This is a genomic window from Burkholderia sp. Ac-20344 (genome assembly GCF_017104975.1).
GTDB lineage: Bacteria > Pseudomonadota > Gammaproteobacteria > Burkholderiales > Burkholderiaceae > Burkholderia.
Genome location: NZ_JAAGPP010000130.1, coordinates 1 through 26472, shown reverse-complemented (window position 1 = coordinate 26472; position 26472 = coordinate 1). Strand labels below are relative to the sequence as shown.

Annotated in this window: 25 protein-coding genes and 1 pseudogene; 7 read left to right on the top strand and 19 right to left on the bottom strand. The window is 66.2% G+C overall.

Going from position 1 to position 26472, the window contains the following annotated elements:
• Positions 1-685 (bottom strand): urea transporter (locus G3N64_RS30470; RefSeq protein ID WP_205787482.1); only part of this gene is annotated, 685 nt, incomplete at its 3' end.
• 258 nt (positions 686-943) lie between these two features.
• On the opposite strand from G3N64_RS30470, the gene G3N64_RS30465 reads away from it, so the two are divergent.
• Positions 944-1504 (top strand): putative glycolipid-binding domain-containing protein, encoded by a 561-nt coding sequence (locus tag G3N64_RS30465; protein WP_205787480.1) that lies wholly within the window; start codon positions 944-946, stop codon positions 1502-1504.
• On the opposite strand, the pseudogene G3N64_RS30460 reads toward G3N64_RS30465, so the two are convergent.
• From G3N64_RS30460 to G3N64_RS30435, 6 genes and pseudogenes are all read right to left on the bottom strand, one after another.
• A pseudogene (locus G3N64_RS30460) lies at positions 1459-2369 on the bottom strand (alpha/beta fold hydrolase). The gene G3N64_RS30465 and the pseudogene G3N64_RS30460 overlap by 46 nt on opposite strands.
• A 4-nt stretch (positions 2370-2373) precedes the next feature.
• A complete protein-coding gene (locus G3N64_RS30455; RefSeq protein WP_205787476.1) occupies positions 2374-3279 on the bottom strand; it encodes a metal-dependent hydrolase in 906 nt (301 codons plus the stop codon).
• Positions 3276-4211, bottom strand: a complete 936-nt coding sequence (locus tag G3N64_RS30450; RefSeq protein WP_205787475.1) for an SDR family oxidoreductase — start codon at positions 4209-4211, stop codon at positions 3276-3278. Before G3N64_RS30450 ends, G3N64_RS30455 begins: the two co-directional genes overlap by 4 nt.
• A gap of 21 nt (positions 4212-4232) precedes the next feature.
• Positions 4233-5816, bottom strand: coding sequence for an NAD(P)/FAD-dependent oxidoreductase (locus G3N64_RS30445; protein ID WP_205787474.1), 1584 nt, complete (start codon positions 5814-5816; stop codon positions 4233-4235).
• Between the two features lie 246 nt (positions 5817-6062).
• Entirely contained in the window at positions 6063-6734 is a 672-nt protein-coding gene (locus G3N64_RS30440; RefSeq protein ID WP_205787472.1) for a lysoplasmalogenase, read from the bottom strand.
• A gap of 108 nt (positions 6735-6842) precedes the next feature.
• Positions 6843-7169 carry a hypothetical protein gene (locus tag G3N64_RS30435; protein WP_205787470.1) on the bottom strand — a complete coding sequence of 109 codons (327 nt, stop codon included), beginning with the start codon at positions 7167-7169 and terminating at the stop codon, positions 6843-6845.
• Here G3N64_RS30435 and speB point away from each other — a divergent pair.
• On the top strand, positions 7168-8136 hold the full coding sequence (speB, locus tag G3N64_RS30430; RefSeq protein WP_205787468.1) for an agmatinase: 969 nt from the start codon (positions 7168-7170) through the stop codon (positions 8134-8136). The genes G3N64_RS30435 and speB overlap by 2 nt on opposite strands.
• 155 nt (positions 8137-8291) lie before the next feature.
• On the opposite strand, the gene G3N64_RS30425 is transcribed toward speB, so the two are convergent.
• The 3 genes from G3N64_RS30425 to G3N64_RS30415 form a co-directional block, all read right to left on the bottom strand.
• Positions 8292-9467 (bottom strand): hypothetical protein, encoded by a 1176-nt coding sequence (locus G3N64_RS30425; protein WP_205787467.1) that lies wholly within the window; start codon positions 9465-9467, stop codon positions 8292-8294.
• A 202-nt stretch (positions 9468-9669) separates the two neighbouring features.
• Positions 9670-11238: a threonine ammonia-lyase, biosynthetic gene (gene ilvA / locus G3N64_RS30420; protein ID WP_205787484.1), complete on the bottom strand. Its 1569-nt coding sequence runs from the start codon at positions 11236-11238 to the stop codon at positions 9670-9672.
• Positions 11239-11469: 231 nt separating this feature from the next.
• Positions 11470-12450 carry a sulfonate ABC transporter substrate-binding protein gene (locus G3N64_RS30415; protein ID WP_205787466.1) on the bottom strand — a complete coding sequence of 327 codons (981 nt, stop codon included), beginning with the start codon at positions 12448-12450 and terminating at the stop codon, positions 11470-11472.
• A gap of 3 nt (positions 12451-12453) precedes the next feature.
• On the opposite strand from G3N64_RS30415, the gene G3N64_RS30410 reads away from it, so the two are divergent.
• Positions 12454-12633 carry a hypothetical protein gene (locus G3N64_RS30410; protein ID WP_205787465.1) on the top strand — a complete coding sequence of 60 codons (180 nt, stop codon included), beginning with the start codon at positions 12454-12456 and terminating at the stop codon, positions 12631-12633.
• A gap of 96 nt (positions 12634-12729) precedes the next feature.
• Here G3N64_RS30410 and G3N64_RS30405 read toward each other — a convergent pair whose 3' ends face one another.
• The 5 genes from G3N64_RS30405 to G3N64_RS30385 all read right to left on the bottom strand — a co-directional run bounded on the left by G3N64_RS30405 (position 12730) and on the right by G3N64_RS30385 (position 16174).
• Positions 12730-12954, bottom strand: coding sequence for a hypothetical protein (locus G3N64_RS30405; protein WP_205787464.1), 225 nt, complete (start codon positions 12952-12954; stop codon positions 12730-12732).
• A 277-nt stretch (positions 12955-13231) separates the two neighbouring features.
• On the bottom strand, positions 13232-13435 hold the full coding sequence (locus G3N64_RS30400) for a cold-shock protein (RefSeq protein ID WP_006485974.1): 204 nt from the start codon (positions 13433-13435) through the stop codon (positions 13232-13234).
• 371 nt (positions 13436-13806) lie between these two features.
• Positions 13807-14652 (bottom strand): MerR family transcriptional regulator, encoded by an 846-nt coding sequence (locus tag G3N64_RS30395; RefSeq protein WP_205787463.1) that lies wholly within the window; start codon positions 14650-14652, stop codon positions 13807-13809.
• A gap of 9 nt (positions 14653-14661) precedes the next feature.
• Positions 14662-15222, bottom strand: coding sequence for a GNAT family N-acetyltransferase (locus G3N64_RS30390; RefSeq protein ID WP_205787462.1), 561 nt, complete (start codon positions 15220-15222; stop codon positions 14662-14664).
• 79 nt (positions 15223-15301) lie between these two features.
• The gene (locus G3N64_RS30385; RefSeq protein ID WP_205787483.1) at positions 15302-16174 is read right to left on the bottom strand and encodes a LysR family transcriptional regulator; all 873 of its coding nucleotides are present in this window, start codon (positions 16172-16174) and stop codon (positions 15302-15304) included.
• A 132-nt stretch (positions 16175-16306) separates the two neighbouring features.
• On the opposite strand from G3N64_RS30385, the gene G3N64_RS30380 reads away from it, so the two are divergent.
• On the top strand, positions 16307-17305 hold the full coding sequence (locus G3N64_RS30380) for a quinone oxidoreductase (protein WP_205787460.1): 999 nt from the start codon (positions 16307-16309) through the stop codon (positions 17303-17305).
• A gap of 59 nt (positions 17306-17364) precedes the next feature.
• Here G3N64_RS30380 and G3N64_RS30375 read toward each other — a convergent pair whose 3' ends face one another.
• On the bottom strand, positions 17365-18879 hold the full coding sequence (locus G3N64_RS30375) for an MDR family MFS transporter (protein WP_205787459.1): 1515 nt from the start codon (positions 18877-18879) through the stop codon (positions 17365-17367).
• Between the two features lie 231 nt (positions 18880-19110).
• Here G3N64_RS30375 and G3N64_RS30370 point away from each other — a divergent pair, with 231 nt between their 5' ends.
• On the top strand, positions 19111-20670 hold the full coding sequence (locus G3N64_RS30370) for a methyl-accepting chemotaxis protein (RefSeq protein WP_205787458.1): 1560 nt from the start codon (positions 19111-19113) through the stop codon (positions 20668-20670).
• A 420-nt stretch (positions 20671-21090) separates the two neighbouring features.
• Entirely contained in the window at positions 21091-21615 is a 525-nt protein-coding gene (locus tag G3N64_RS30365) for a hypothetical protein (RefSeq protein ID WP_205787457.1), read from the top strand.
• Here G3N64_RS30365 and G3N64_RS30360 read toward each other — a convergent pair.
• From G3N64_RS30360 to G3N64_RS30350, 3 genes are all read right to left on the bottom strand, one after another.
• Entirely contained in the window at positions 21612-22829 is a 1218-nt protein-coding gene (locus G3N64_RS30360; protein ID WP_205787456.1) for a DUF6402 family protein, read from the bottom strand. The genes G3N64_RS30365 and G3N64_RS30360 overlap by 4 nt on opposite strands.
• A gap of 197 nt (positions 22830-23026) precedes the next feature.
• Positions 23027-24694 (bottom strand): ATP-dependent helicase, encoded by a 1668-nt coding sequence (locus G3N64_RS30355; RefSeq protein WP_205787455.1) that lies wholly within the window; start codon positions 24692-24694, stop codon positions 23027-23029.
• A 133-nt stretch (positions 24695-24827) separates the two neighbouring features.
• Positions 24828-25682, bottom strand: a complete 855-nt coding sequence (locus G3N64_RS30350) for a helix-turn-helix domain-containing protein (protein ID WP_059240186.1) — start codon at positions 25680-25682, stop codon at positions 24828-24830.
• A gap of 224 nt (positions 25683-25906) precedes the next feature.
• Here G3N64_RS30350 and G3N64_RS30345 point away from each other — a divergent pair.
• Positions 25907-26472, top strand: a 566-nt coding sequence (locus tag G3N64_RS30345) for an FAD-dependent oxidoreductase (protein WP_241021288.1), incomplete at its 3' end; no start/stop codon positions are given.

The window sequence follows — 26472 nt, the reverse complement described above, 5'->3', positions numbered from 1 at the left end:
CGTTGAAGCCGAGCAGGCCGTCGGCGAACGACGCATCGCTCGCGCCGAGCGCAACCAGCAGCACGGTCGACACGCCCGCCCCGCCGAGCGCGAATACGGCTGCACGGCGCGACGCGACCGCGAGGCCGGCGACGATCAGCGCGCCGGCCCATACGCCTTGCGCGAAGGTGGTCTGCGCGACGCCCGAGAGCAGCGCATCGGCCGCGGATGAAAACGTCGGCGCAGGGCCGGCCGTCGTGCCGCCGGCATGTTGCACTGCGATAAACGGAAACCACAGCGCGGTGACGGCGAGGCACGGGCTCGAATACGGACATTGGCGCCAGCGCGCGAGCGGCAAGTGCATCGCGCACTGCACGAGCGCCGTGCCGATCGAGGCCAGCGGCACCAGCACGACGGCGGCGAGCTGATGGGGCGCGAACAGCACGACGATCAGCGCGGCGAGCGCGCCGTTGAAGCCGTGCAGCCCCTGTTCGACGGCGCGGCGCTCGGCGCCCGTCAGCACGGCCGTCATGCTGGCGGCGGCCGAACCGACCAGCGCCGCGCTCGCGAGCCGCAGGTCGGTCAGCGCCAGCGCGGCGAGCAGCAGCGCACCGGTGAGCGCATTCGCCTGCAGCACGATCTGGCCGATGCCGCGCAGCAGGGTACGCAGGTCGATCGACGGCGAGACGGGGCGGGCGGTAGGCATGATGACGGCGGAACAGGACGAGCGGCGAGCATAGGCCACAATCCTGTGCACCGGAATAGGGAATTCCGGATAGTCAGGATTTGTGGTTGATGCACCCATTCGGGGAATGAAGATGTTCCGCCGTGCTTGTACGCCGCTGCGTTGGCGCATTCAGGCGCGTTGTTTTCTCTGCTCGTGAATTCGGGGCGGCGGCTGGCGTTGTCGTCGGGGGATTTGTGCCACGATGTCCCGCATCGACGAAAACCGGGAGGCGGAAGGATGCGCGAAGTGCGTTGGGCGTCGCTCGAAGGCGACGGGGTCGAACATCTGACGTTCGACCGGAGCGGCGGCGGGATCGTCGTCGAAAGCGCGGTGGTCGGCCAGCGGTACGGCCGTGCGTACGGGCTCGCGTATCGCGTCGAGTGCGACGCGCACTGGCGCGTGACCTACGCGGTGCTCAAGGTGATGGGCGGCGGCACGCTCGAATTGCGCAGCGACGGCGCCGGCCATTGGCACGACGGCTCAGGCCGCGCACTGCCGGCGCTGGACGGCTGCGTCGACATCGATATCGCGGCGACGCCGTTCACGAATTCGCTGCCGATCGGCCGCCTCGGGCTCGCGCGCGGCGAGCGGCGGCCGATCGACGTCGCGTACATCTCGACGCCGGACCTGAAGGTCACGCCGGTCAAGCAGGCCTACGCGTGCATCGAGCCGGGCCGGCGCTACCGCTACGAAGGGATCTTCCGCGATTTCACGGCCGAGATGGAGATCGACGACGACGGGCTCGTCGTCGATTACGAGACGCTGTTCAGGCGCCTGCCGGCGCCGACGGTGCGCTGAACCGCGGCGTCGCGACCGCCGGCCGCTCGTGCGCGGACGCGAAGCGATCGATCCGCGACGCGATCATGTCCGGATGGCGCAGCACGACCCAGTGCGTACCGTCGATTTCCTCGCGGACGTGGTCGCCGAGCCAGCGGTCGAGGTTGACCGACATGTCGGGCGTCACGTAGCGGTCGCGCACCGGCGCGAGGATCTGCACGGGCGCCTGCGCATACCGCTCGCGCGGTTTGCGGGCGCGCGGCCGGAAGTTCGCGCGGTAGAGCTGCAGCCCGTTCAGCGCGTTCTTCAACTGCGCGGGGTCGCGCTCCGGGCGTATGCGTTCGGTGAGCTGCACCCAGCGCGGCCACAGTGCCGCGCCGCCGAGCCGCCACACCAGCGACGGCAGGAGCGGCAGGTGGAAGAACGCGATGTACCACGATTTCAGGCTCTGCTTGAGCCGCATCTTCGCGCGGAACACGTGATCGAGGCACGGGCCCGAGATCGACGTGTACGACGCGATCCGGCCGCGGAACGCGGGGTCGGTCACGGCCTCCCAGCACTGGATCGAGCCCCAGTCGTGGCCGACGAGATGGAACGGCCGGCCGCCGCAGGTCGCGTCGGCCACCGCCTTCAGGTCGCCGGCGAGCCGGTCGAGCGTGTAGTCGGCGCGGCGGCGCGGCGCATCGGATGCGCCGGCGCCGCGTACGTCGTACGCGATCACGCGGTAGCGCTTCGCGAGCCGCGCGCGGATCGGCGCCCACACGGCCGCCGAATCGGGGTAGCCGTGCACGAGGATCAGCGGCGGGGCCCGACGCGACCCGCTTACGTAGACGGCGAGTTTCACGTCGCCGGACTGGACGGTCAGCATCTCGTGGGCGCGCGCCATGACGTCATGCTTGCGGAACCGGGTGCAGCGGCACGCGGCGCGGGGCGGCTTGCGCGGCGTAGCGCGCGTTGGTCGCGTCGATGTTCTCGAGCAGCGTGTCGAGCCCCTGCAGGTACTGGTGGTTGTCGTGGTCCCACGGGTGGAAGCCGGGGCGGAAGTAGTCGAGCCATTCGCGCGCGATGCTCGGGAACACGCCGTGCTTCGGGCTGTACAGGTACTTCACGAGGCGCCACATGCCGCCGAACTTGCCGTGTTCGCGACGGTGCGCCCGCATCAGGCGCACGTGGAAGTCGAACACGATCGTCCAGAAGAACACGGTCGTCGTCAGCATCGTGCCCGTGCGCAGCAGGTAGCTGCCGAGGCCCGGCTTCATCACGGTGGTCCATACGTCGTACGACACCGCCTTGTGCTCGGTTTCCTCCATCGCGTGCCACATCCACATTTGCTGGTAGCCTTCGACCGAGCCGTCGATCCGGTGCTCGTGGCCCGACAGCAGCTGGTTCGCAAGGATCGCCGTGTAGTGCTCGAGCGCGATCGTGATCGCGAGCTGCATCGAATGCGGCAGCACCTTCCTGAACCAGCCGAGGATCGTCCACAGGCGCTTGTCGAGCTTGTGCGCGGGCAGGCCCGACGACTGCAGCAGGTCGTTGTATTCGATGTGCTCGCGCGTGTGCATCGCTTCCTGCCCGATGAAGCCGAGCACCTGCTTCTTCAGTTCGGGATCCTCGATCCGGTCGCGATAGTTGCGCACCGAATCCATGAAGAAGCGTTCGCCGGCCGGGAACAGCAGCGACAGCGCGTTCATGAAGTGCGTGACCGGCACGCCTTGCACGTGCCAGTCGCGCGCGCGTTCGGGGGGCAGCGCGAAACGGATGTCGCGCCGCACGGGCATCATGTTCGGGGTTGTCATGATTGGTCACCTCCCTGGTTGCCTGCATTGTTGTAGGTAGCGTGCAGCGGCGCGGGCGCCGGTGTGCCGCGTGCGGCCTGGCGGCGGGCCTTCGCGGCCTCGCGGCGCGTCGCGAGCACGACCAGCGTCTGGTACGCGCTCGGCAGGACGCGCGCCATCCAGTCCGCGCCCTTCGCGTCGCGGCCAATCAGCACGCGGCGCTTGTTCTTGCGCACGCCGGCGAGGATCGTGCGCGCGGCGTCGTCGGCGGTCGTGATGAAGAACTTCTCGAAGCTGTCCCGGCCTTGCTGTTCGCTCTCGACCATGAAGCCGACCATGTTCTTCGCGACGCGGCTCGACTGCGCGATGTTCGTGCGGATGCCGCCCGGATGCACGCAGGTTGCCGACACGCCGCACTTCATCATGTCGAGTTCCTGGCGCAGCGATTCGGTGAAGCCGCGCACCGCGAACTTGGTCGCGTTGTAGCCGCTCATGCCCGGCTGCGCGAAGATCCCGAAGATGCTCGATGTGTTGATCACGTGGCCGTCGCCCGATGCCTTCAGATGTGGCAGGAACGCTTTCGTGCCGTGCACGACGCCCCAGAAGTTGATGTTCACGATCCACTCGAGATCGCTGTATTCCATCCCTTCGATCGTGCTCGACAGCGCGACGCCCGCGTTGTTGAAGATCAGGTTGACCTTGCCGTGTTCCTTCGCGGTGTCGTCGGCCCACGCGAACATCGCGTCGCGATCGCCGACGTCGAGCATGCGCGTCGACACGCGCACGTTCGGCGCGATCGCGCGGACGATCCGCTCGGTTTCGGCGAGCCCGACGCCGTTCTTGTCGGCGAGCGCGACCTGGCAGCCGGCCTGTGCGAGCTGGATCGCGAGCGAGCGGCCCATGCCCGAGCCGGCACCCGTGATCGCGGCGATCTTGTTGGCGAAATCTCTCATGTCGGTGGCTCCTTGTCTGGCTCAGGCCGCTTCGGCGGAAGTGGAAGCGGAAGCGGCGGGCGCGGCGGCGGGCCGCGCGGTCGTGTCGTGTTGCGGCGTGCGATACGCGTGGTAGTCGGCGATCGAGAAGTGCGCGGTCGCCTGGCGGAAGCGCCACGTGAAGCCCGGCCACAGCGTCGTGTTCTTGCCGGTGCGCGGATCGAGGTACCAGCTCTTGCAGCCGCCCGTCGACCAGATCGCCTTCTTCAGCTTGCCCTGCAGGTCGCTGTTGAACTGCGCCTCGACGAGCGGGCGCACCTCGATCGCATCCGCGCGTTCGCGACGCATCGCCTGCAGCGCGCCGAGGATGTACTCGATCTGCGACTCGATCATGAACACCATCGAGTTGTGGCCGAGGCCCGTGTTCGGTCCGACGATCATGAAGAAGTTCGGGTAGCCCGGCAGCGTCGAGCCGAGATACGCGTGCGCGCCGTCGCGCCATGCGTCGACGATGTCGAGCCCGCCGCGGCCGATGATCGCGCCGCGCGGATACGGATCGGCCACCTGGAAGCCGGTGCCGTAGATCAGGCAGTCGACTTCATGGCGGCGGCCATCGGTCGTCACGACCGCGTCGGCTTCGATGTGGTCGATACCGGTCGTGATCACGTCGACGTTCTTGCGCGACAGCGCCGGGTAGTAGTCGTTCGAGATCAGCACGCGCTTGCAGCCGAGCGTGTAGTTCGGCGTGACGGTCTTGCGCAGCTCCGGATCGGGAATCTGCTTGCGGATGTGGCGCAGCGCCAGCTTCTGCACGTTCTTCATCAGCGACGGATGAATCGCGAAGCCGAGCACGCGCGATTCGAGCATCCAGTAGATGCTGCTGCGCACGGCCTTCTGCGTGAACGGCAGCGTGCGGAACAGCCACTTCTCGAGCCCGGTCAGGTTGCGGTCGGGCTTCGGCATGATCCACGGCGGCGTGCGCTGGAACAGCGCGAGCGCCTTCACGCGCGGCGCGATCTGCGGCACGAACTGGATCGCGCTCGCGCCGGTACCGATCACCGCGACGCGCTTGCCTTCGAGCGCATAGTCGTGATCCCACTGCTGCGAGTGGAACGCGCGGCCCTGGAAGTTCTCGATGCCGGGAATCGACGGCAGCGCGGCGCGCGACAGGCCGCCCATCCCCGACACCAGCACGCGCGCGGACAGCCGCTTGCCGTTCGCGAACGTGAGGCGCCAGCGTTGCGCGGCCTCGTCGTACTCGGCGCGCTGCAGTTCGTGGTTCAGGCGCAGGTGCGCGCCGATCCCGAAGCGCTGCACGCAGTCTTCCAGATACGCGCGGATTTCCGGCTGCGGCGCGAACATGCGCGTCCATCGCGGGTTTGGCGCGAACGAGAACGAATAGACGTGCGATTGCACGTCGCATGCACACCCGGGGTAATGATTGTCGCGCCACGTGCCGCCGACCGAGCCGGCCTTCTCGAGGACGACGAAGTCGGTCACGCCTGTTTGCCGCAGGCGGATCGCCATCCCGAGGCCGGCGAAGCCGGTACCGATGATGGCGATATCGATGGTTTCGTCCAGGCCGTCGTGGCCGGGCGGACCGAAAGGCAACGTGCGAGCATTCATCCGGGTGTCTCCGATTTGGCTCATTTTCGAATGTTACATTGTTTGATGTAACGATAGGGGGTGAGCCCGGAAACCGCAAGAGGCTAGAAGCAGCGCTCTAAGGGCCGGAAGCCAGACGGGAAAAGGCTGAGCGGGGTTTGGAACGGGCTGTTTTCCGCAATGCGGGATGCGGGGAAAGGGCCGTCGATAGGGCGAGAGAGGGGGCGAACGAGACCGCCGGCGCGCGGCGGCCTGTTTGAAACGGTATCAGGGACGGATCGAACGACTGGCCGTCTCATGGAAAACCCCGGCCACGATCGTGACCTGCGCGAGCGCGTAGAGGCCCCAGATCAGGTAATCGATGCCCGGAAATCCACCGAGGAAGCGGCCGACGCCGATCAGCGTATCGGAGCCGACGAAGATCAGGCTGCCGATGGCCGCCAGCGGGCCGCGCGTGCGGGCGGCGAGCGCGAAGCTCGCCATCGCGCACAGCACGAGCATGTAGATGGCGACGGGTGCCAGCAACTCGCCGAGGTGCGGAAAGAAGGCCACGTAGAACGCCGGCGCGGCGATCCACAGCCCGGCGAGCGCGACGACGCGCCAGCCGTGCGGCCGCGCGCGCCAGCGCATGAAGATCGCGCAATAGCACAGGTGCGTGAGCAGGAACGCGCCGAGGCCGAGCACGAACGACACCGGCCAGTCGGGCAGCGCGAGCAGCACGTCGCCGAGCACGGCCGTCACGAGCGCCGCGCACAGCCACGCGCGTTCGCGCGCCGCGCCGCAGGTGCTGCCGGCTGCGAGCAGCAGGATGCCCATCGCGGCTTTCGCGGCGGCCTGGCCGGGATAGGGCGCGGCGGCGAGCGACAGCCCGTACAGCAGCGCGGCGGCGACGGCGAGCGGCCAGAGCCGGCGGTAGGTGGCGGGAAGCGTGGCGATCAAGGCGGGTGTCTCCGGTTTGTTGTTGTCTGTGGCGGACGGCGCGCCGTCGAGGGCGCGGCTGCCGGCCATTATCCGGAAGAAAGGGTGCGGGAAAACCGGCGAATCCTTCTAGGAAACGGCCAGGATCACCGCGCACAGGATTGCCCGCCGGTGCAGCGATCCGGCGATGCCGGGCTCCGATGCGTGGGTTCGGCCGCCGGATTTCTCCGCGCGTTGCCCCGGTTGAACCGGGGCAACGACTTCAATTCGGCTTGCTATGATCGCCGCGATATTGCCGTTGTCGATGTGGTTGTTGCTGTCGTTGTCGTTGTTCCGCCCGGCTGCGCGACAGGACGCGCAAGCCGGTGCGTGCCCGATGAATCCATGCCGTGCCCGGCCCGTGCGCCCATGCGAAGCGGGGCGGGCTGGCTTCCCCACGAAAACAGGTCCGACCATGACCGAACTTCTCCACGGCGACGGCGCGATCCGTCGCACGACGCCGTACGGCGCGTCGATCGAAAACACCTATGCGGGCGTGCTGTCGTTCATGCGCCGCAACTATTCGCGCGCGCTCGACGGCGTCGACGTCGCGATCTCCGGTGTGCCGCTCGACCTTGCGACGACTTACCGCTCCGGCGCGCGGCTCGGCCCGGCCGCGATCCGCGCGGCAAGCGTACAACTCGCGGAGCTTCATCCGTATCCGTGGGGTTTCAACCCGTTCGACGATCTCGCGGCGGTCGACTACGGCGACTGCTGGTTCGACGCGCACAACCCGCTGTCGATCAAGCCCGCGATCGTCGAGCACGCGCGCACGATCCTCGGCTCCGGTGCAAAGATGCTGACGCTCGGCGGCGACCACTACATCACGTATCCGCTGCTGGTCGCGCATGCAGAGCGCTACGGCAAGCCGCTGTCGCTGATCCATTTCGACGCGCACTGCGACACGTGGGCCGACGACGACCCGGACAGCCTCAATCACGGGACGATGTTCTACAAGGCGGTGAAGGAAGGGCTGATCGATCCCGCGACGTCGGTGCAGGTCGGCATCCGCACGTGGAACGACGACTTTCTCGGGATCGAGCGGCTCGATGCGGCATGGGTGCATGACCACGGCTCGCGCGCGGCGGTCGAGCGGATCGTCGAGATCGTCGGCGCGCGGCCCGCGTATCTGACGTTCGATATCGACTGCCTCGATCCGGCGTTCGCGCCGGGGACGGGGACGCCGGTCGCGGGCGGGTTGTCGTCGGCGCAGGCGCTGGCGATCGTGCGCGGGCTCGGGGCGGTGAATCTGGTCGGGGCCGATGTGGTCGAGGTGGCCCCGGCTTACGATCATGCGGACATCACCGCGATCGCGGCCGCGCATGTCGCGTGCGACCTGCTGTGCCTGTGGCGGCAGAAGAAGGTGGCGGGGGCAGGGAAGTAGGCGAGCGGGTGCGCCGACAGGTCGGGCACCCTGGTAAAAGCCCATCCGGCCTGCTGCGGATCGACGCGTCGGCCATCACGCGCGAATCCGACGCCATCGAGGCGTCGGGATCCTGGCCGGCCGCGATGTCGATTCACCGCGAAAGGACGTTCGACTCAGCCCGGTATCGAATAGCGCGCATTCAGATCGGCAAGCAGGCGTTCTTTGGTTGCGCCGTCCGGCTTGTTCCAATCGTTGTCGAGCTGGTTCACCACGCGCTGGATGCTGGCGCGCTTGTTCTCCGGGTCGGTCTCCGCTTCGATATTCTTCAGCGCGGGATGACCTGCGATGGCGCCCGTGATCCAGTTGTGCAGTGCCGGTGAAACGCCGTTTGCGTTTGGCGCCGCGGGTTTGGCGAACATGCTCGCGCGCTCCGCCAGCGCTGCCGACGACATCGAAGGCGGAATGCGGGCGATCGGAACGAGCCCGACCTGCCCGATTGCGTTCGGCAGGATCTTGAGTTCGCCTTGCATGCTCTCCATGTAGTGGCCGGTATCGGTACTCGCGTGATGTTGCGCCGACGCCCACGCTTTGGCCGGACGCGCGTCGCTCTTGTGGAATCCGGTACCGGGCACGACTACCGCAAACATCGTGTCGTGCCCGTCGGCTCTGGCGTAGTCGCTGGTCGGGCGTTCGGAAATATAGAGGCCCGGGCCGTGGATGTTGGTGCCGGCGACCCCGCCTGCTTTTCCTTGGTGCTTGTCGGCGGAAAAGCCCTCTGCCCGAAGCGATTCCACGTTGTGATCGGGAGTCACGTGATAGCCGAGCACCTTGACCGGATGACCGTGTTGCTTCGTGAGTTCGGTCTCGATGTCGTGCTTCACTTGCTGGATTTGCTTGGGCTCCCATTGTTCCGGCTGGCCTTGCAGTGTGGGCAGATTCGGAACGTCGACAACTTTCCCCCCCATCTGTGCCGCACTGCCGTGTGACGAAGCGACCGCCTGGACGCCTTCGGTGCGAGACGGCCCTGGGCTGTTCGCGCCGGGGCCGAAGAGTCGAGCCGGGCTGTGACTGTCGCTGATATCGGTGGGGGATGGCGAATCGGCGTCGAGCCTGGACTTCTTTGCTGACGCCTGTGGCGTGCTGAACGCGCTCGGCGAAATCGGACGCTTTTCCACACCCGTGGTGCCCTGTGCACGTGCGCGGCTGCTTGATAGATCCTGAAGTCCGGACAACGCGTGCCCCGGTTGCTGCGGCGATGGCGTGCGCTCCGGCGCCGGCGGCGGAGCGTGCTGCTCGGTGGGTTGGACGGCTGTGTCCTTGGGCGAAGCGAGTGGGTTGGTGCGTAGCATCGGCGCTTTCCTGATCGGCGAACGGGTTCCGCCTAATCTTGATGCGCGTGTTCGTGCAGCAGGGCCGTGTATGCGAACCCGGGTACGCTCAGCCGAAGCGTTCGGCACTGCACGAGCCAACCGGCGCCGGCTGTCGCGAAACGGGATGCCGGTCCGCGACCAGCCGGCGCGTTGTGCGCGTCGGCGGCATGCGCATTCCGTACTACAAGAACAAGCGATAGGCGAGATTGTCGCCTTCCTCGACGTACGGATAGCCAAGCGTCGACAGGAAGCGGTCGAATTCGGCGCGATCGGCCTGCGGCACCTGCAGCCCGACGAGGATCGAGCTGTAGTCCGCGCCCTGGTTGCGGTAGTGGAACAGGCTGATGTTCCAGTCCGGCGCCAGCGACGACAGGAACTTCATCAGCGCGCCCGGCCGTTCCGGGAATTCGAAGCGGAACAGGCGCTCGTCGAGCGCTAGCGGCGAACGGCCGCCCACCATGTAGCGGATGTGTTCCTTCGACAGCTCGTCGTGCGTCAGGTCGACGCTGTTGAAGCCGTGCGACTCGAAGTTCGCGGCGATCTCGGCCGATTCGCCGCGGCGCTTGATCTGCACGCCGACGAAGATGTGCGCGGATTGCGCATCGGCGATCCGGTAGTTGAACTCGGTGACGTTGCGGTCGCCGACGAGCGAGCAGAAGCGCTTGAAGCTGCCGCGCTCCTCGGGGATCGTGACCGCGAACACGGCTTCGCGCGCCTCGCCCACTTCCGCACGCTCGGCGACGAAGCGCATCCGGTCGAAGTTCATGTTCGCGCCGGACGTGACCGCGACGAGCGTCTGGTTCTCGATCCCTTCGCGTTCCGCGTAGCGCTTCGCGCCCGCGACCGCGAGCGCGCCGGACGGCTCCAGCACGCTGCGGGTATCCTGGAACACGTCCTTGATCGCCGCGCACAGCGCGTCGGTGTCGACCGTCACGACGCCGTCGAGGAATTCGCGGCACAGCCGGAAGGTTTCCTCGCCGACGAGCTTCACCGCGGTGCCGTCCGCGAACAGGCCGACCTCGCTCAACTCGACGCGCTCGCCCTTCTGCAGCGACTGCGCCATCGCGCACGAATCCTCGGCCTGCACGCCGATCACCTTGATCTCCGGGCGCACCGCCTTCACGTAGGCCGCGACGCCGGACGCGAGCCCGCCGCCGCCGATCGGCACGAAGATCGCGTGGATCGGGCCCTGGTGCTGGCGCAGGATCTCCATCGCGATCGTGCCCTGGCCGGCGATCACGTACGGATCGTCGAACGGGTGGACGAACGTGAGGCCGCGCTCCTCCTGCACCTTGACCGCGTGCGCATACGCGTCGCTGTACGACTCGCCCGCCTGGATCACCTCGACGCCCGGGCCGCCGTGCGCGCGCACCGCATCGACCTTCACCTGCGGCGTCGTGACGGGTACGACGATCACCGCCTTCACGCCCATCCGGGCCGCCGAGAACGCGACACCCTGCGCGTGGTTGCCGGCCGACGCCGTAATCACGCCGCGCGCGAGCGCGTCGGCCGGAATGTGCGCCATCTTGTTGTACGCACCGCGCAGCTTGAACGAGAACACCGGCTGGTTGTCCTCGCGCTTCAGGTAAACGGCGTTGCGCAGCCGGGCCGACAGGTTGCGGCCCGGCTGGAGTTCGGTCTCGATCGCGACGTCGTACACACGGGCGGTGAGAATTTTTCTGACGTAGTCGATCGGAGGTTGGGACTGCTTGGCAGGCGCGGGGCAAGCGTCAGGCGAGCTTCGGTACAAAGACACGGTCATTTCCTTTCGAGGGCGGGTTTGAAATGCCCCGGGCGGAAATGAAAAAACCCGCCTCAGGGGCGGGTTGTCGTCATTGAGCCGGATGCGCGCTAACCCACCATTCGAAGAATGGTGCGAATAATCAGCGCGATGATGAATGCTTGGCGGCTCATGTCCTGAAGCATTAAACATTGCAGTGGAGTTGTCAACGGGTCGAATCAGTGCAGGCCGCCGTGCACGTTACTTCGCCGCCAGCGCACTCGCCACGTTTTTGTCGCCCCATGCGTTCTCGGCCACGCTCAGCTTCTGCGGAATCAGTTTCGCCGCGTAGAACGCATCGGCAACACCTTGCTGCGCGGCGACGATCCGCTCATCGATCGGCACCGCACCGAAGGGCACCCGCTTGATCCACGTCTCGACGAGCGCCTCGGGCAACCCGACCTTCGGCGCAAGCAGCGCGGCCGTGTCGGCCGGATGCCCGTTGACCCACTGGCCCGTTTCGCGCGCCTGTTTCAGGATCGCGCCGACCACGTCGGGATGCTGTTGCGCAAAACTCCGCGTCGCCTCGTAGAAGTTGTTGGTCGCCGCGAGCCCCGTGTAGTCGGACAGCGTGCGCACCTTCAGCGTGTTCTGTGCGGCCGCGTAGTACGGATCCCACACGGCCCACGCATCGACATTGCCGCTTTCGAACGCGGCGCGCGCGTCGGCCGGAGCGAGATACACCGGATGGATTTCGTCATAGCGCACGCCGGCTTTCTTCAGCGCCTCGAGCAGCAGGTAGTTCGCGCTCGAACCTTTCTGCAGTGCGACCTTCTTGCCGCGCAGGCCGGCCACCGTCCGGATCGGCGAATCGCCCTTCACGAACACCGCTTCGTTGTGGGGCGCAGGCGGTTCCGCGCCGACATAGACGAACTGCACGCCGGCCGCCTGCGCGAACACGGGCGGCGGCGCGCCCGTGTAGCCGAAATCGATGCTGTTCGCGTTCAGCGCTTCGAGCAGTTGCGGACCGGCCGGGAATTCGAACCATTGAACGTCATAGCCGAGCGGCTTGAGTCGCGCTTCGAGCGCGCCCTGCGCTTTGACGATCGACAGCAGGCCGGCCTTTTGATAACCGATGCGCACGATCTTGTCGGCGCCGCCTTGCGCGAATGCCGACGCGGCAGACAGCGCAACGAGCGAGACGGCGGTGGCGCGGGTGATCCAGCGGGTGAAACGAAACATCGAATGAACTCCATGCGAGGCATCTTCGGGGAGCGGCCGGTGCCGCTCGGTTGGAAGAATCGTCGCATGGGCGATCGCGCTCGCAAACGAAGCATTGCCGATATGGATATGACGGCGGCGGCCCTATGCTTTGTCGTCGCGGCCTACCGGATCGGACGTCTCGCTCGTGCCGGACTGCGGTGAAGTAGGTGAACGGGCGTGTCATGCAAAAAACCGGCGGGCACGTTGCCCGCCGGTTTTTTATGACCGTCTGCGCTGATATCGACAGTAGCGCGGCCTTTAACCGCGCGTATCGACCCAGTTGCGTGCCCAGCGTGCCGAATGCGCGAGCGCCTGCGCTTCGCTCGAGAAGTAGTCGAGCGAATAGAACTGGTAGCGGCCTTCGTCGTGCGCGCTATCGGCGCGTTCGAGCAGCAGGTTGGATGAAAAACTCCCGTCGGGCAGGCGATGCGCCGAGGGTTGGACGGCATAGCCGTTGTACTGTTGAATTCGTTGGTTGTGCATTTTAATTTTAATGATGATCGAGTGCGCGCGCCGTGCGAAATGCGCACGGGTACGCCGATTCAACGCCATTGCGAGCGGAATCTGACGCAGTCGGAAAGCAAAAATAAGGCGTTGCGGCCGAAGGGGGGGATGAAGTGCAACGAGACGTGTAGCGCGTGGCAAGCTGCTGAACAAACAGATGCAGTTGAAGCCGATCGCGCCAACTTTAGGAGACGAAGCTCCGTGGGGATGTCGCTGCGACCCGGCGTCCGTCGCGGGAGGCCGGGCCCTTCAAACTTTACAGCGGCTTGATGTTGGCCGCTTGCAGACCCTTCGGGCCCTGCTTCGTTTCGAAGCTCACTTTTTGGTTTTCAGCGAGCGTCTTGAAGCCGTCGGCACGAATTTCCGAGAAGTGGGCGAACAGGTCGTCGCCGCCGTTGTCCGGCGTGATGAAGCCAAAGCCTTTGCTGTCGTTGAACCACTTGACGATACCGGTATCCATGGAGATTCCTTGAGAAAAAATAGAGATTTGCTCTGTTGAAGAGCGCGTGAAGCGTCAAGGAGGGAGAGGACAACGAATACCGCTGGGGAGGAGCGAGCAATTGATGAACAGCAATCGGACTTCTTGGACTTCGACGCATACACTAACCGCCGGGCGGGCTTGCGTCAACCGATAACTTGTAACTGTTTTGCGGCGCGGGTGGTTACCGTGGGCGGAGCGATGCGGCGCCGTCCGGCTGGAATGAGCGCCGAACGGCGCTCCTGGCCATTCGCCGACCCAGGGTTGTCACCTGCAACGGCCATCGATCTTTCCGCGAAGCGGCTCCGCGCGCGTTGTAGCGACAAGCCGACGCCTGCATGACGGCGGCGGCCCTATGCGTTGTCGCCGTCGCCTTGCGTTTCGCTCGCACCGGACTGCCGCGCGGCTTCGGCTTCGTCGCTGAGCTTCTTGTCGAGGATCGTCGCGACGCGGCCGCCGAGATACGCGCTGGCCGCGGTTTCGAGCGCGCGGTTCGTCTCGCCTTCGACGAACACGGCCGCGAGCGGGCGCAGGCGCCAGATCGCGTCGACCAGTTCCGGCACGTCGGTGACGGGCGGCAGCGTGCCGGCGTCGTAGCGGTCGAGCCGCTTCACGACGAGATCGACGAGCAGCCGCGCGATCGCGTCGAAATGCGGCCGCGCGAGGCTGATCACGTCGAGCAGCTCGCGCGGCGGGATGCCCTCCTTCGTCATCGCGGCCGCCGCCTCGAGCAGCGCGGGACTCTTCGCGACGAACGACAGGCCGCGCCGTTCGAGCAGGCCGAGTTCGGTCACGCGCGACAACTGCGTGGTCGCCTGCGGGCCGAACATCTGCGCGAGCGCGGCGAGCGAATAGGTTTTCGGCAGCTCGTGCGACCAGCGGCCGCCGATCGCGTTTTCGAGGCCGAGGATCGAGCGCAGGTCGTGGCCTTCGTCGATCGCCTTGATCAGGTCCTGGATGTTCGACAGCGTGTAGCCGCGCGCGAGCAGGTGGTTGATCAGCTTCAGGCGCGCGACGTGCGTGTCGTCGTAGATGCCGACGCGGCCGCGCTTTTCCGGCGGCGCGAGCAACCCGCGATCCTGGTAGGCGCGGACGTTGCGCACGGTGGTGTCGGACACGCGCGCAAGTTCGTCGACCGTGTACTCGTTGCGAGAGTCCGGCGCCGCCTCGTCGGGTGTGGAATGAGTCTGTTTTGACATGCGGTCATTTTAGCGCGCCGCGGCAGGCTCGGGCGAGGCGGGGCGCGTGTTCGCGCCGTCGCCGAGCGGGCGCTGCATCAGCGCCGTGTCGATCCAGCGGCCGTGCTTGAAACCGACCGCTGTCAGCAGGCCGGCCGGTTCGAAGCCGAACGCGCGATGCAGCGACGTCGAGCCGCCGGTGCCGCCGTCGGCGATCACCGCGATCATCTGCCGCCACGGGCCGCCTTCGCAGCGCGCGATCAGCGCCTCGAGCAGCGCGCGGCCGATCCCGCGCCCGCGCTGTGCCTCGTCGATGTAGATCGAATCCTCGATCGTGAAGCGGTACGCGCTGCGCGTGCGGTAGGGCGTCGCGTACGCGTAGCCGGCCACGCGGCCGTCGCATTCGGCGACGAGATACGGCAACCCGTGGTTCAGCACCGCGTCGCGGCGTATGCGTAGTTCGGCGGCGTCGGGCGGCGTTTCCTCGAACGATGCGACGCTGTGGTGAACGTGGTGCGCATAGATCGCGCGGATCGCGTCGAGGTCGGCGTCGGTCGCGTCGCGCACGACGCAGGTGGGAGCTGTGGACATGGCGGCGGGGCGGACGAAATGAAAGCATTACTATGCCGGCCGCCGCGGCGCGTGGCAAAGCCGTATGCGTTTCGGCGGCTTACAGCCGGCCGTCCGCCGCATGAACCGCATCGGCGATCGCGTCGGCGACGCGCTGCACGCGCGGCGACCGGCGCACGTCCGGGTGAACGACGAGCCAGATCTCGCGCTCGATGTCGCAGCGCGGTGCGTTCGTGAGTTCGACGAGCGGTGCGCCGGCGTGCGCGGCCGGATCGTCGACGAGAAACCGCGGCAGCAGCGCGACGCCGGCCCCGGCGGCGCAGGCGCGATGCTGCGCGGCCAGGTCGTTGGCGATGAACGCAAAACGGCGCCCGGCCGCGAAGCGTTCGAGCCATTGCTGCTGCGGCGTTTGCGCGAGCGCATCGTCGTAGCCGACGAACGGCCAGGTGTCCGGCGGCGCGTCCGCCCATTCCGGTGCCGCGCACAGCGCGAAGCGCATCGTGCCGAGCCGGCGCGCGGCGAGCCCCGGCTCGGTCGGCCGCGACAGCCGCACCGCGAGATCGGCTTCGCGCGCGTACAGGTTCGCCGCGTGCATCTCGCCCATCAGGTCGATCCGCAGCGCCGGCCATGCGCGCTGCGCACGGGCCAGGCGCGGCGCGAGGAAATGGCTGGCGAATACCGGCGACGCCGATACGCGCACGACGCCGTCGAGCGCGGCCGCGCCCTGCGCCGCGCGCGCGAACGCATGCGCGTCGGCTTCGAGGCGTGCGGCGTGCTCGGCGAGGTGCAGCCCTTCGTCGGTTGGCGGCCAGCCGCGCGGAAGCCGGTCGAACAGCCGGATGCCGAGCGCGGATTCCAGCGCGTCGATGCGCCGCGCGACCGTCGAATGCTGAACCTGCAGCGCCCGCGCGGCGGCCGACAGACTGCCGCCGCGCATCACCGCGAGGAAATAGCGGATGTCGTCCCAGCTCATCGGCAGCGCGGACGCGGGGGCGGGATCCGGATCGGTCGAATTTTGCACAGTAGATGGGCGATTGGCGGGAATTCCGATCGATTATGCGCGATGGGATGATCGTGTCACGTCAATTCGATTGTGAGGAACGTCATGACCCAGACTGCCACTGCCATCCGGATCGGGATCGACCGTTACGGCGACGCCGGCGTGCTGCGCCGCGTCGATACGCCCGTCGCGCCGCCCGGCACCGGCGAAGTGCGGATTCGACAGACCGCGATCGGCGTGAATTTCGTCGACATCTATTTCAGGACGGGCGCGCATGCGTTGCCCGCGCTGCCGGACGCGCTCGGCGTCGAGGCGGCCGGCGTGATCGACGCGGTCGGCCCGGGCGTGACGGATCTCGTGCCCGGTCAGCGCGTCGCGTATGCGGGCATGCCGACCGGCAGCTATGCGAGCCTGCGCACGATGCCGGCCGAGCGGGTGCTGCCGATTCCCGACGGCCTGAGCGCCGAAGCCGCCGCCGCCGGGCTGCTGAAGGGGATCACCGTCTACATGCTGATGCATCGCGTCCGGCAGGTCGGCGCCGGCGATACGGTGCTCGTGCATGCGGCGGCCGGCGGCGTCGGGCTGCTGGCGACGCAATGGGCGCGTGCGCTCGGCGCGCGGGTGATCGGCACCGTCGGATCGGCCGCGAAAGCCGCGCTCGTGCGCACGTATGGCGCCGAGGCGGTCGTCGATTATCGGGAGGAGGATTTTGTCGCGGCCGCGCGTGCGTTCGGCGGCGGCGCGGGGGTCGATTACGCGATCGACGGAATCGGCGGCGACGTGCTGACGCGCACGCTCGGCGCGGTTCGTCCGTTCGGGATGGTCGCGAGCATCGGGCAGGTGGCCGCGATCGGCGCGCGGCAGACGTTCGATCTCGACGAACTGGGGCCGGCCCGTTCGATCGCGCTGGCGCGGCCGAGCGTACTTGGCTTCATCGCGCGTGACGTCGGCGGGTATCGGGAGGCTGCGCGCGCGACGCTCGAACGGCTGGCGGGCGGGATGCACGTGGAGATCGGCGCGCGGGTGCCGCTCGAGCAGGCGGCCGATGCGCACCGGCTGCTGGAGTCGCGTGCAACGACGGGCGGGGTCGTGCTGGTGCCTTGACGGCGGGTGGATGTGGATCGCGATGCGGCGCGACGCTCTCGTCGAGATCCACGGGAGGTTCAGTGGTGCTTGCGCAGCGGCGCGTCCTCGACGAACCACGCGAGCACGAACGCGATCGCGATGACCGTCGCCGCCGAGAGATACACGACATGCAGCGAGCCGGCGAACGCATGCAGGTACGCGTCGCGCACGGCATCCGGCAACTGATGCACGGCGGCCGGGCCGAGCGCGGGCGGCAGCGCCGTGCCGGCCGGCAGCGCATTCATCACCCGCGACTGCAGCCCGTGCGAGAACAGCGCGCCGAACGCCGCGACGCCGAGCGAACCGCCGATCGAGCGGAACAGCGTCGCGCCCGACGTCGCGACGCCCATGTGCCGGAATGCGACCGTGTTCTGCACGGCGAGCGTGAGCACCGGCATCACCATGCCGAGCCCGATCCCGAGCAGCGCCATGTACGCATACATCGTGTGCAGCGGCGTCTCGAGCGTCAGCGTCGACAGCAGCGCCATCGCGATGCCGCCGGTCAGCGTGCCGAGGATCGGGAACATCCGGTACGAGCCGAGCCGCGAGATCAGCCGGCCGCTGACGACCGACGTCACGAGCATCCCGCCCATCATCGGCAGCAGCTGCATCCCGGCCTGCGATGGCGTCGAGCCTTTCACGACCTGCAGGTAGAGCGGGATGAACGTGACCGAGCCGAACAGCGCGATGCCGACGACGAAGCCGATCAGGCTGACCAGCACGAAGGTGCGATGGCGGAACAGTTCGAGCGGCATGATCGGCTCGGCCGCGAGCCGTTCTTCATAAATGAAGCCGCCGATCGCGACGATGCCGAGCACGAGCGTCATCCACAGCTGCGGCGACGTCCATGGCAGCAGCGAGCCGCCTTCGCTCGTGAACAGGATCACGCAGGTGAGGGCAGTGGCGAGGAACGCGGCGCCCATGTAGTCGATCCGGTGTTTCACGTGCGCGGTGTGCGGCCGGAACGCGGCGCCGATCACCGCGAGCGCGAGAACGCCGAGCGGCAGGTTGATCGTGAAGATCCAGCGCCACGACAGGTGCTCGACCAGGAAGCCGCCGAGCAGCGGGCCGATGATCGTCGCGAGACCGTACACGCCGCCGAACATCCCCTGGTAGCGCGCGCGGCGATCGGGCGGCACCAGGTCGCCGATCGCGGCCATCGTGACGACCATCAGGCCGCCGCCACCCAGCCCCTGCAGCGCGCGCAGCACGATCAGCTGCGTCATGTCCTGCGCGACGCCGCACAGCGCGGAGCCCGCGAGGAACAGCACGATCGCGGCCTGCAGCACGATCTTGCGTCCGTACAGGTCGCCGAGCTTGCCGTACAGCGGCAGCACGACGGTGGACGACAGCAGGTACGCGGTGACGACCCACGACAACTGGTCGAGCCCGCCGAGCTCGCCGACGATCGTCGGCAGCGCGGTCGACACGATCGTCTGGTCGAGTGCGGACAGCAGCATGACGAGCAGCAGCGCGGCGACGATCAGCCCGGTCGGCGCGTCGCGGCGGGCCGTTTCGGCGGCCGGCGGAGTGAGGAGGGTGTCGGTTGTCATCGAGATATCTGCCATGGCAGGGAATTGTGCCGAACTATAGCCATGGATAATTGACAAGTCAATTTCTGCCCAGGCTCGATCTGTTGCAGCCGTAACAGAAGATTGCCGGCGCGAAAAAATTGACCGGGATCAGGGGAAAGCGGGGCCGGACTCAAGTTTTTTGCGGGCAAACCGTAATACAGAGTGCTGCGGACCGATTGCTGCGGCACTTTTTACCGCTCTCGTCCCGTCATGAACCTGAACGCCCTGTTTTCCCGTTTCTCGATCCGTACGCGGATCTTCTCCACGCTCGGCCTCGTCGCCGTGCTGCTCGTCGTATCGGGGCTGATCGGCCTCGCCGGCATGCAGAGCTCGAACCGCGCGCTCGACGAGGCCTATACGCAGCAACTGGCTGCGAAGACCGCGCTGTCGGCGGCCAGCCTGAACCTGACGATCGTGCGCACGACGCTCGACCGCGCCATGCTGCATCCGGAAGCAGCGGAAGTGCCCGATCTCGTCAAGAAGGCCGAGAGCTATCTCGCGAAGGCCGACACAGCGTGGCGCGGCTACGCGTCGATGCCGCACGACGGCGAAGAAGGCCCGCTCGCGAGCCGCCTCGACGCCGCGCGCCAGGCGCTGATCGGGCAGGCGCTGAAGCCGATGATCGACGCGGTCCGCGACGGCCGCCGCGACGAGGCCGACCGGCTGCTGATGTCGGTTGCGCCGCCGCTGTCGGTCGCGCTCACGCAGGCGACCGATGCGCTCGATGCGTACCAGGTCGCACGCGGCAAGGACGTGTACGACACCGCGCAGACCTATTACGGCTGGATGCGCGCGGGCGCGATCGCCGGTATCGCATTCGGCCTGGCCGCGTGCCTCGGCTGCGCGATCGGCCTGCATTACGCGATCACGCAGCCGGTGAACCGGCTGCTGTCGCACTTCCGCCGCCTGTCGGAAGGCGACCTGACGTCGGAAGTGCGCTGGTCGTCGCGCGACGAGATGGCCGAGCTGGTCACGGGCGTGACCGGCATGCAGCGCAGCCTTGCGGACACGGTGCGCCAGGTCAGCCAGGGTTCCGAGGCGATCTCGACGGCGACGCACCAGATCGCGGCCGGCAACACCGACCTGTCGCAGCGCACCGAGGAGCAGGCGTCCGCGCTGCAGGAGACGGCCGCGAGCATGGAGCAGCTCACCGCGACCGTGAAGCAGAATGCGGACAATGCGATGGAGGCGCAGGCTTGCGCAGATACCGCGAGCGAGATCGCCACGCGCGGCGCGACGGTGGTCGGCGAGGTGATCGGCACGATGAACGAGATCGACCAGAGCTCGCAGAAGGTCGCCGACATCATCGGCACGATCGAGGGCATCGCGTTCCAGACCAACATCCTCGCGCTGAATGCGGCGGTCGAAGCCGCGCGCGCAGGCGAGCAGGGCCGCGGCTTCGCGGTGGTCGCGGGCGAGGTGCGCACGCTCGCGCAACGCTCGGCATCCGCGGCAAAGGAAATCCGCACGCTGATCGGCGAATCGGTCGAACGCGTCGCGAACGGTTCGCGGCTCGTCGGCGTGGCCGGCACGACGATGCAGGACATCCAGCAGGCGATCGGCCGCGTGACGGGCATCATGACGGAGATCGCGGCCGCGTCGAACGAGCAGCGCGACGGGATCGAGCAGGTGAACCGCGCGGTGTCGCAGATGGACCAGGTGTCGCAGCAGAACGCGGCGCTCGTCGAGCAGGCGGCCGCGGCTGCCGCGTCGCTCGAGGAGCAGGCGGATGGGCTGCGTCGCGCGGTGGGGGCGTTTCGGGTGGGTTGATCGATGGTGGGGGCGGTTGAGACCCGCGCGACTGTCGACTGCGTCTGTCATTCGCCCCCGCTTCAATTCATTCGCGACTGCGGCGCCGTGATTGTCACGACGCCGCTCGCGTGATGGTCAGACGTCAGGACCCGAGTCGAACCGGATCGTCTCGCACAGCACCGCAACCTCTGCGCCACATGACGGCTCGAGTACGAACAACGCCTTTCGATCGGTGTCGAAATCGGCCAGGTACTGATCGAGCCGGGAATCGTCTACATTCGCTGCGTCGAAATCCTCCCTGCTGCCTATCCACTTCAGTCAGTGGCGCACCTCTGTCTGCGAAAACGGATAGGCCGGAGATAGCAGAAGGCGTGACACGACATTCTGTTGCGCATAATCGATGATTCGCAGGGAAATGACGCCGGTGAAGCGAAAGGAATGGATTTCGCCACCGACTCGACGGAATCGAAGCCGCAACGCGTGATCAGCAGGACGATGGTCGATCGTGACGAGCTCGGCATCGTGGAAGGTCGGGATGCTGTCGGGCCTGATCATGTGTGCTCAAAAGAGGGGCAGTCTGGCGCGAAGCCAGTCCCACTTGGTTGGCGGAATCATCAGGTATTTATCGTAGTTGGATTCATCGGTCAAATCGATGTAGCGAACCAGGTTGCCCTCGTAATTCAAGGGCTGGTGAAAGCTCTTTCCGTGGTACCAGTTGACGGAGAAGTATCGCTTCGCAAGAAGCTCTCCTTTTTCGCTGAAGACCCTCAGTTCTATTTTATCGTTCGTCCCATCTTGATCATTCCCGCCGGTGCCGCACATCTTGAATCGATATGGAACTCCGTTCATGTTTTTTATGCCGCCATCCAGCGTTTCCGGGCGATCGTAGAAATCGCATCGCCCATAGGCAGGTCGACTGAAATGAATGAGCAGGCCTGCACCGATATAAAAAATGATGGCTAAGCCAATGTATCTGATGGCTCTAGTCTGCATATCTCACCAAGCTCAAGATGAATTGGTTTATTCAGCCTCAGACGGACTGGCCTTGAATATATCATGAAGTCCCTGCCTCGATGATATTTTTGCCGCCAGCGGTTGTAGTCTGCATTGTAGACAGGAAAGTAAACGTCGGAATCTCTGAGTCGCCCGAACAAGCCTCTCCGTGTATCGACGGGTTTATTGATGGCTCTTGCAAAGATGTCAATATCAGAGTTCCGTTTTGGCGAGCTGGACTCTGTCAGTAATGAGCCTGGTGAGATAATTACCCCATGTTTGTTCCAGTGCCCAAGATATTGCTTGCCGTTGAATGAGTAATTGTCTTTGACGTAAACGTAGATGTGTGTAATTTTACCGGTTGCATTGAAGCAATAGAAATTACCGGATTTTTCGTACCGGAAATACTTCTCTCCAGAAAGGTCAACGCTCCCTATTGCGGCGTAGATGTTGAAATTCGCCAGTGCTCCGGTGAGATCTGTGGGTGCAAAATTTTCCAGGGTGTCAAAATTGCTTATTGACGACAGCTGGAATTGCCAGTCGGAATGGAATTTTGGTAGATTTTCGATAAATCCGGAGGTGTTGAAGCTGAGTGTTGAGTGTCTATCCAGAAAGAGATTTTTGATGAAGGTCTTGGTGATGTCTATTGCCGTCCTGACGGAGCGCTCGCTATAAATATCATTCGACAGGAGCTTTTCATACTTTTTCCTGACGTTCCCGAATTTCAAAACCCAATCAAGAGTGACGTCGCCGTCATTCAATGGCTGATGTGACGTCGGGTCGTCATTGTAAGTATGCGCAGGGCTCGCGAACCAGATTCGCGCAAGTTTGGCCGAGACCTTCCAGCCCAGGTTGTCCATCGCAATCGGTACGTCTTGAAGGTCGAAGGGCGGCGGTTTTTCGCAGACCTCCGCTTCTGGTGGCTCCGGTGGTTCCTTGACCATCGCCTGACCGGTTTTCGGCAATGGGTCGGAAGCGGAACCCTGCCCGGGAATACTCGGCGCTTTGGGCGCCGGCTTGGGAAGAGGGGGCGGTGGCTTTTCCCCCGGCGCCAGTCTGTCGAGCGAAACGCCCTTCTGAGTCTCGAGGGGAATACACCTTCTGGAACCCTGATATTCCTTCAGCCCTGATCCAAACAGCCCTTTCAGCGGCTTGTAGTACGGCACCTTCTTTACGTCGGCCATCGAATATCCCGTTCGCAGCGAATGGCCAGGGATCGTAACGATGTGCCGCACGGGGATAAACCATCGGGTGTCGCCGGAATCGCGAAGCAGGCGACCCGTTCAGGGTTTGGGGCGAAACGAAATGTGCCCGATTGTGTCGGCGCGTAATGTCGGAAATCCGGAGATCGTCCCCGTGCCGGACGAACTTCGCCGTCCCGTCAACCCGCCCCAAGCTGCGCGGCCGCGCGCGACGACGCGACGATCAGCAGCTTCATCGTCGCACGCGTCGCGCCGACGAACAGCTTGCGCGCGGCACGCGCATCGAGCGTGTCGAAGTCGACCTCGGTGAGGATCACGCACGGCGCCGACTGGCCCTTGAAGCGGTAGATCGAATCGAGCAGCACGTCGCCTTCGCGATACTCCGGGTTGCCGAACAGGTCGTACCTGCCGGTGAAGCTCTTGATCCGGTGCGGGCCGAGCTGGTCGAGCGGCGCGAGCGCCGAGCCTTCGCGGCCGCGATACGACAGCACCGCAATGTCCTGCTTGCGGAAGCCGAGCGACAGCGCGTGCGTGATCGCCCGCTTGGTCGCGTCGATGCAGGCTTCGGCCAGTGCATCGCCCGACGCGCCTTCTTCCCCGTACGCCGACACCGACGGATCCGAACCGTCGAACGGGCTGCCCGAGCGCAGCTCGGCCGCAAGCGGCTCGACCCGGCCGACGATGTCGCGCACGAATTCGAGCAGGTCGCGCGGGCTCCGGTAGTTCGCGAGCGCCTTCAGCGTGACCCAGCCCGGCAGCGCGACGGGTTCGCGCATATACAAATTCTGCAGCGGATCTTCCAGCCACCACCATGCGCCATCCGGCGCCAGCAAGCGCTCCAGCGCAGCTGCCCACGGCGCATGGAAATCCTGCCCTTCGTCGACTACCAGCACGTCGAAGCGCCAGTGCCCGGGAATCGGCGTTTCGGCGAAGCGCGCTTCGAGCCGCTCGAACTCGCCGGGCACCTGGAAGTCGGGCGTATAGCCGCCGTCGCGCGCGACCCAGTCGCACAGCTGGTGGTAGTTCGCGATCTTCGCGCCGGGCGGCGCGATGCGCGCGATGTAGTCGGCGAGCGGACGGTTGAAGCACACGTAGAGCACGCGCTTGCCGGCCGCGACGGCGTCGCGCATCGCCTGCACCGCGAGCTGCGTCTTGCCCGAGCCGGCCGTGCCGGTGACGCGCAGCCGGAACGGCGCGAATTCGAGCTGGCGCGCCCACGCGGCGAGCCCGCCCGACAGCCGCGTGACGAGCGTGCCGGCCTGCCCGACGAGCGCGCTCGTGTCGGGCGTGAGCGCGAGCTCGTCCGCGAGGAAATGGTGGAGTTTCGGCGCGTTCGGAAAGTGCTCGTCGTCCTCGGGCAGGATCTGCAGGATCACCTGCGCGAGCTGCGCCTTGCGCGACGCATCGACGATGCGGTCGGCCGCGACGCCGGCGATCGACGCGTCGCGGATCGCGTAGTCGGGGCAGTACAGCAGCGCCTCGACGCCGTAGACGCCCGCGCCGAGCGCGGCCGTCAGGCGCCGGTGCAGCGTTTCCTGCGTGCGCGCGAGCTGGATCGGGACATTGCGTTCCTTCTGCAGATAGACCTTCACGAGCCCCTTCGGCGTTTCGCGCAGGAAACCGGCTTTCTGCTCGATCAGCAGCACGCGGCCGGCCGGGCTCACGACGACGAACGCGGCCTCGCCGAACACCGAGAACGCCTGGTCGGCGCGGGTCCAGTGCACGCCGTGATACACGGTGTAGCTGTCGGGCAGCGCGTGTTCGAGCGCGGCGAGCGTTTCGCGCTCGCGTTCGGCCGCGCCGGTCGCGGCGAGGCTTTTCCAGTCGTCGGGGATGAGGCGGGCCATGGCGTCGGGCGGCGGATGCCGGCGTGGGCTGAACAGGTGCGGCTATTGTACTGAGGTACTGAGCGATGAACCTGTTCACGACCGCCGTGCCACGCGGACGTCGGCCGTCCGGGGGAGGAGCGGCCCGGGGACGTTACCCGCGCGCGAGCCGTTTCGCGAGATCGGCGCTGAGGATCGCCATGCGCGCGGGCTTTTCGTAGCAGACGACGTCGAACGCGCGGATCACTTCGCTGATGTCGGCCTCGCTCGCGCGGCCGGTGAGCAGGTCGCCCGTCAGCACGAAGATCGGCGCGCCCGGGTTGTCGGACGTGCGCACCGCCTTGATCGCGGTGGCGGCCGTGCTGTCGTCGAACAGCCATTCGGTCAGGACCGCGTCGAATGCCTGGCCCTGCAGCGCGTCGACGAACGGCGCGAGGCCGTCGAATGCGGCCGTCGCGAAACCTTGCCGTTCGAGATAGCGGCACAGCTCGGTCGCGCTGACGCGATCGGGGTCGATCACCGCGACGACGAGCTTGTCGCTCTCCGCGCGGCGCGGATAGATCTCGATCTTGTGCACGTCGTACGCGTTCTGGTACAGCACGCCGGTGTGGCGCAGCACGCGCCAGCGGCCGTTTTGTTCATACGCGACGAATTCGGGGCGCGCGCCGGCTTCGAGCGGTGCGCCGATCCATGCGGTGCACGGAATCTCGGCGACGCCCGCATAAAGTACGGCCTCCTGCGAATAGGCGCCGACCATGCCGGGGTCGAGCGTTTGCGCGCCGAACAGCTGGGCGGCGGGTTCGCCGTACGCTTCGGCGACTTTCTTGATCTGCGAGAGCGTCCAGGGGCTGCTGCCGCGCAGTTTGCGATGGCCTTGCGAGAAACTCAGGTCGAGGATGCGGCACAGCTCGGTGGTCTGCTGGCGCTTGCCGATGCCGTTGCGGGTCATCAGCTCGCGCACGCGCTCGGCAACCGCGAGGGAATCCGTGGTGATTGCTTCAGTGGTCATGCTACGGGAACGGATCGTGACGTTCAGAACGACGCCTTGCGGCAGTCTCGACGGACAGTCTTCATGACGTCCAGGGGCGAGCCGACCGGCCACGCGCGGAAAAGATAACTTTACCGCAAAATGGTCGTTATTCAGCGTCGTGAAAGGTGCGTTTGTGTGAAAGGTGTGTCACGACGTTACCACGGCGCTCCATATCCGGATGAATTAACGCCTGACAGGAAATAATGACGACAACCTATCCGCTGCACGATGCCCTGACCCTCGCCGGCACGCCATTCCCGGCCGAGGCCGACGTCGTGATCGCCGGCGCCGGCATCATGGGCTGCGCAGCCGCGTATTACCTGGGCCTGCGTGGCCTGAAGGCCGTCGTGCTCGACAAGTCGCGCATCGCCGGGCAGCAGTCGACACGTGCGTGGGGCTTCGTACGGCAGCAGGGCCGCGAAGCTGCCGAGGTGCCGCTGATGATGGCCGGCATGCGGATCTGGGAGGGGTTAGAGGAAACCCTCGGTTTCGATCTCGAATGGCGGCAGGGCGGCTGTCTTTATATTGCGGACAACGAAACGGACTGGGCGTCGTTCAACGCGTGGCTCGCCGTCGCGCGCGAGCACGGGCTCGACACGCGTACGCTGACGCGCGCGCAGATCGACGAGCGCGTCAGCGGCCTTGCGCCGCACGCACGTACGCTCAGATCGGAAGAGCGGCGCGTAGGGAAAGAGTGTCAACAATGGTTTATATATCGGTTGTCGGCGTTCTGCTGCAACAAACAAGATGGACTGTATAATACACATTA

Bases quoted from the DNA above. Each gene is read 5' to 3' on its own strand.
- G3N64_RS30465 (WP_205787480.1), top strand. From the start codon at position 944: ATGCGCGAAGTGCGTTGGGCGTCGCTCGAAGGCGACGGGGTCGAACAT.
- G3N64_RS30455 (WP_205787476.1), bottom strand. From the start codon at position 3,279: ATGACAACCCCGAACATGATGCCCGTGCGGCGCGACATCCGTTTCGCG.
- G3N64_RS30450 (WP_205787475.1), bottom strand. From the start codon at position 4,211: ATGAGAGATTTCGCCAACAAGATCGCCGCGATCACGGGTGCCGGCTCG.
- G3N64_RS30445 (WP_205787474.1), bottom strand. From the start codon at position 5,816: ATGAATGCTCGCACGTTGCCTTTCGGTCCGCCCGGCCACGACGGCCTG.
- speB (WP_205787468.1), top strand. From the start codon at position 7,168: ATGACCGAACTTCTCCACGGCGACGGCGCGATCCGTCGCACGACGCCG.
- G3N64_RS30435 (WP_205787470.1), bottom strand. From the start codon at position 7,169: ATGGTCGGACCTGTTTTCGTGGGGAAGCCAGCCCGCCCCGCTTCGCAT.
- G3N64_RS30425 (WP_205787467.1), bottom strand. From the start codon at position 9,467: ATGCTACGCACCAACCCACTCGCTTCGCCCAAGGACACAGCCGTCCAA.
- G3N64_RS30415 (WP_205787466.1), bottom strand. From the start codon at position 12,450: ATGTTTCGTTTCACCCGCTGGATCACCCGCGCCACCGCCGTCTCGCTC.
- G3N64_RS30410 (WP_205787465.1), top strand. From the start codon at position 12,454: ATGAACTCCATGCGAGGCATCTTCGGGGAGCGGCCGGTGCCGCTCGGT.
- G3N64_RS30405 (WP_205787464.1), bottom strand. From the start codon at position 12,954: ATGCACAACCAACGAATTCAACAGTACAACGGCTATGCCGTCCAACCC.
- G3N64_RS30400 (WP_006485974.1), bottom strand. From the start codon at position 13,435: ATGGATACCGGTATCGTCAAGTGGTTCAACGACAGCAAAGGCTTTGGC.
- G3N64_RS30395 (WP_205787463.1), bottom strand. From the start codon at position 14,652: ATGTCAAAACAGACTCATTCCACACCCGACGAGGCGGCGCCGGACTCT.
- G3N64_RS30390 (WP_205787462.1), bottom strand. From the start codon at position 15,222: ATGTCCACAGCTCCCACCTGCGTCGTGCGCGACGCGACCGACGCCGAC.
- G3N64_RS30385 (WP_205787483.1), bottom strand. From the start codon at position 16,174: ATGAGCTGGGACGACATCCGCTATTTCCTCGCGGTGATGCGCGGCGGC.
- G3N64_RS30380 (WP_205787460.1), top strand. From the start codon at position 16,307: ATGACCCAGACTGCCACTGCCATCCGGATCGGGATCGACCGTTACGGC.
- G3N64_RS30375 (WP_205787459.1), bottom strand. From the start codon at position 18,879: ATGACAACCGACACCCTCCTCACTCCGCCGGCCGCCGAAACGGCCCGC.
- G3N64_RS30370 (WP_205787458.1), top strand. From the start codon at position 19,111: ATGAACCTGAACGCCCTGTTTTCCCGTTTCTCGATCCGTACGCGGATC.
- G3N64_RS30365 (WP_205787457.1), top strand. From the start codon at position 21,091: ATGGATTTCGCCACCGACTCGACGGAATCGAAGCCGCAACGCGTGATC.
- G3N64_RS30360 (WP_205787456.1), bottom strand. From the start codon at position 22,829: ATGGCCGACGTAAAGAAGGTGCCGTACTACAAGCCGCTGAAAGGGCTG.
- G3N64_RS30355 (WP_205787455.1), bottom strand. From the start codon at position 24,694: ATGGCCCGCCTCATCCCCGACGACTGGAAAAGCCTCGCCGCGACCGGC.
- G3N64_RS30350 (WP_059240186.1), bottom strand. From the start codon at position 25,682: ATGACCACTGAAGCAATCACCACGGATTCCCTCGCGGTTGCCGAGCGC.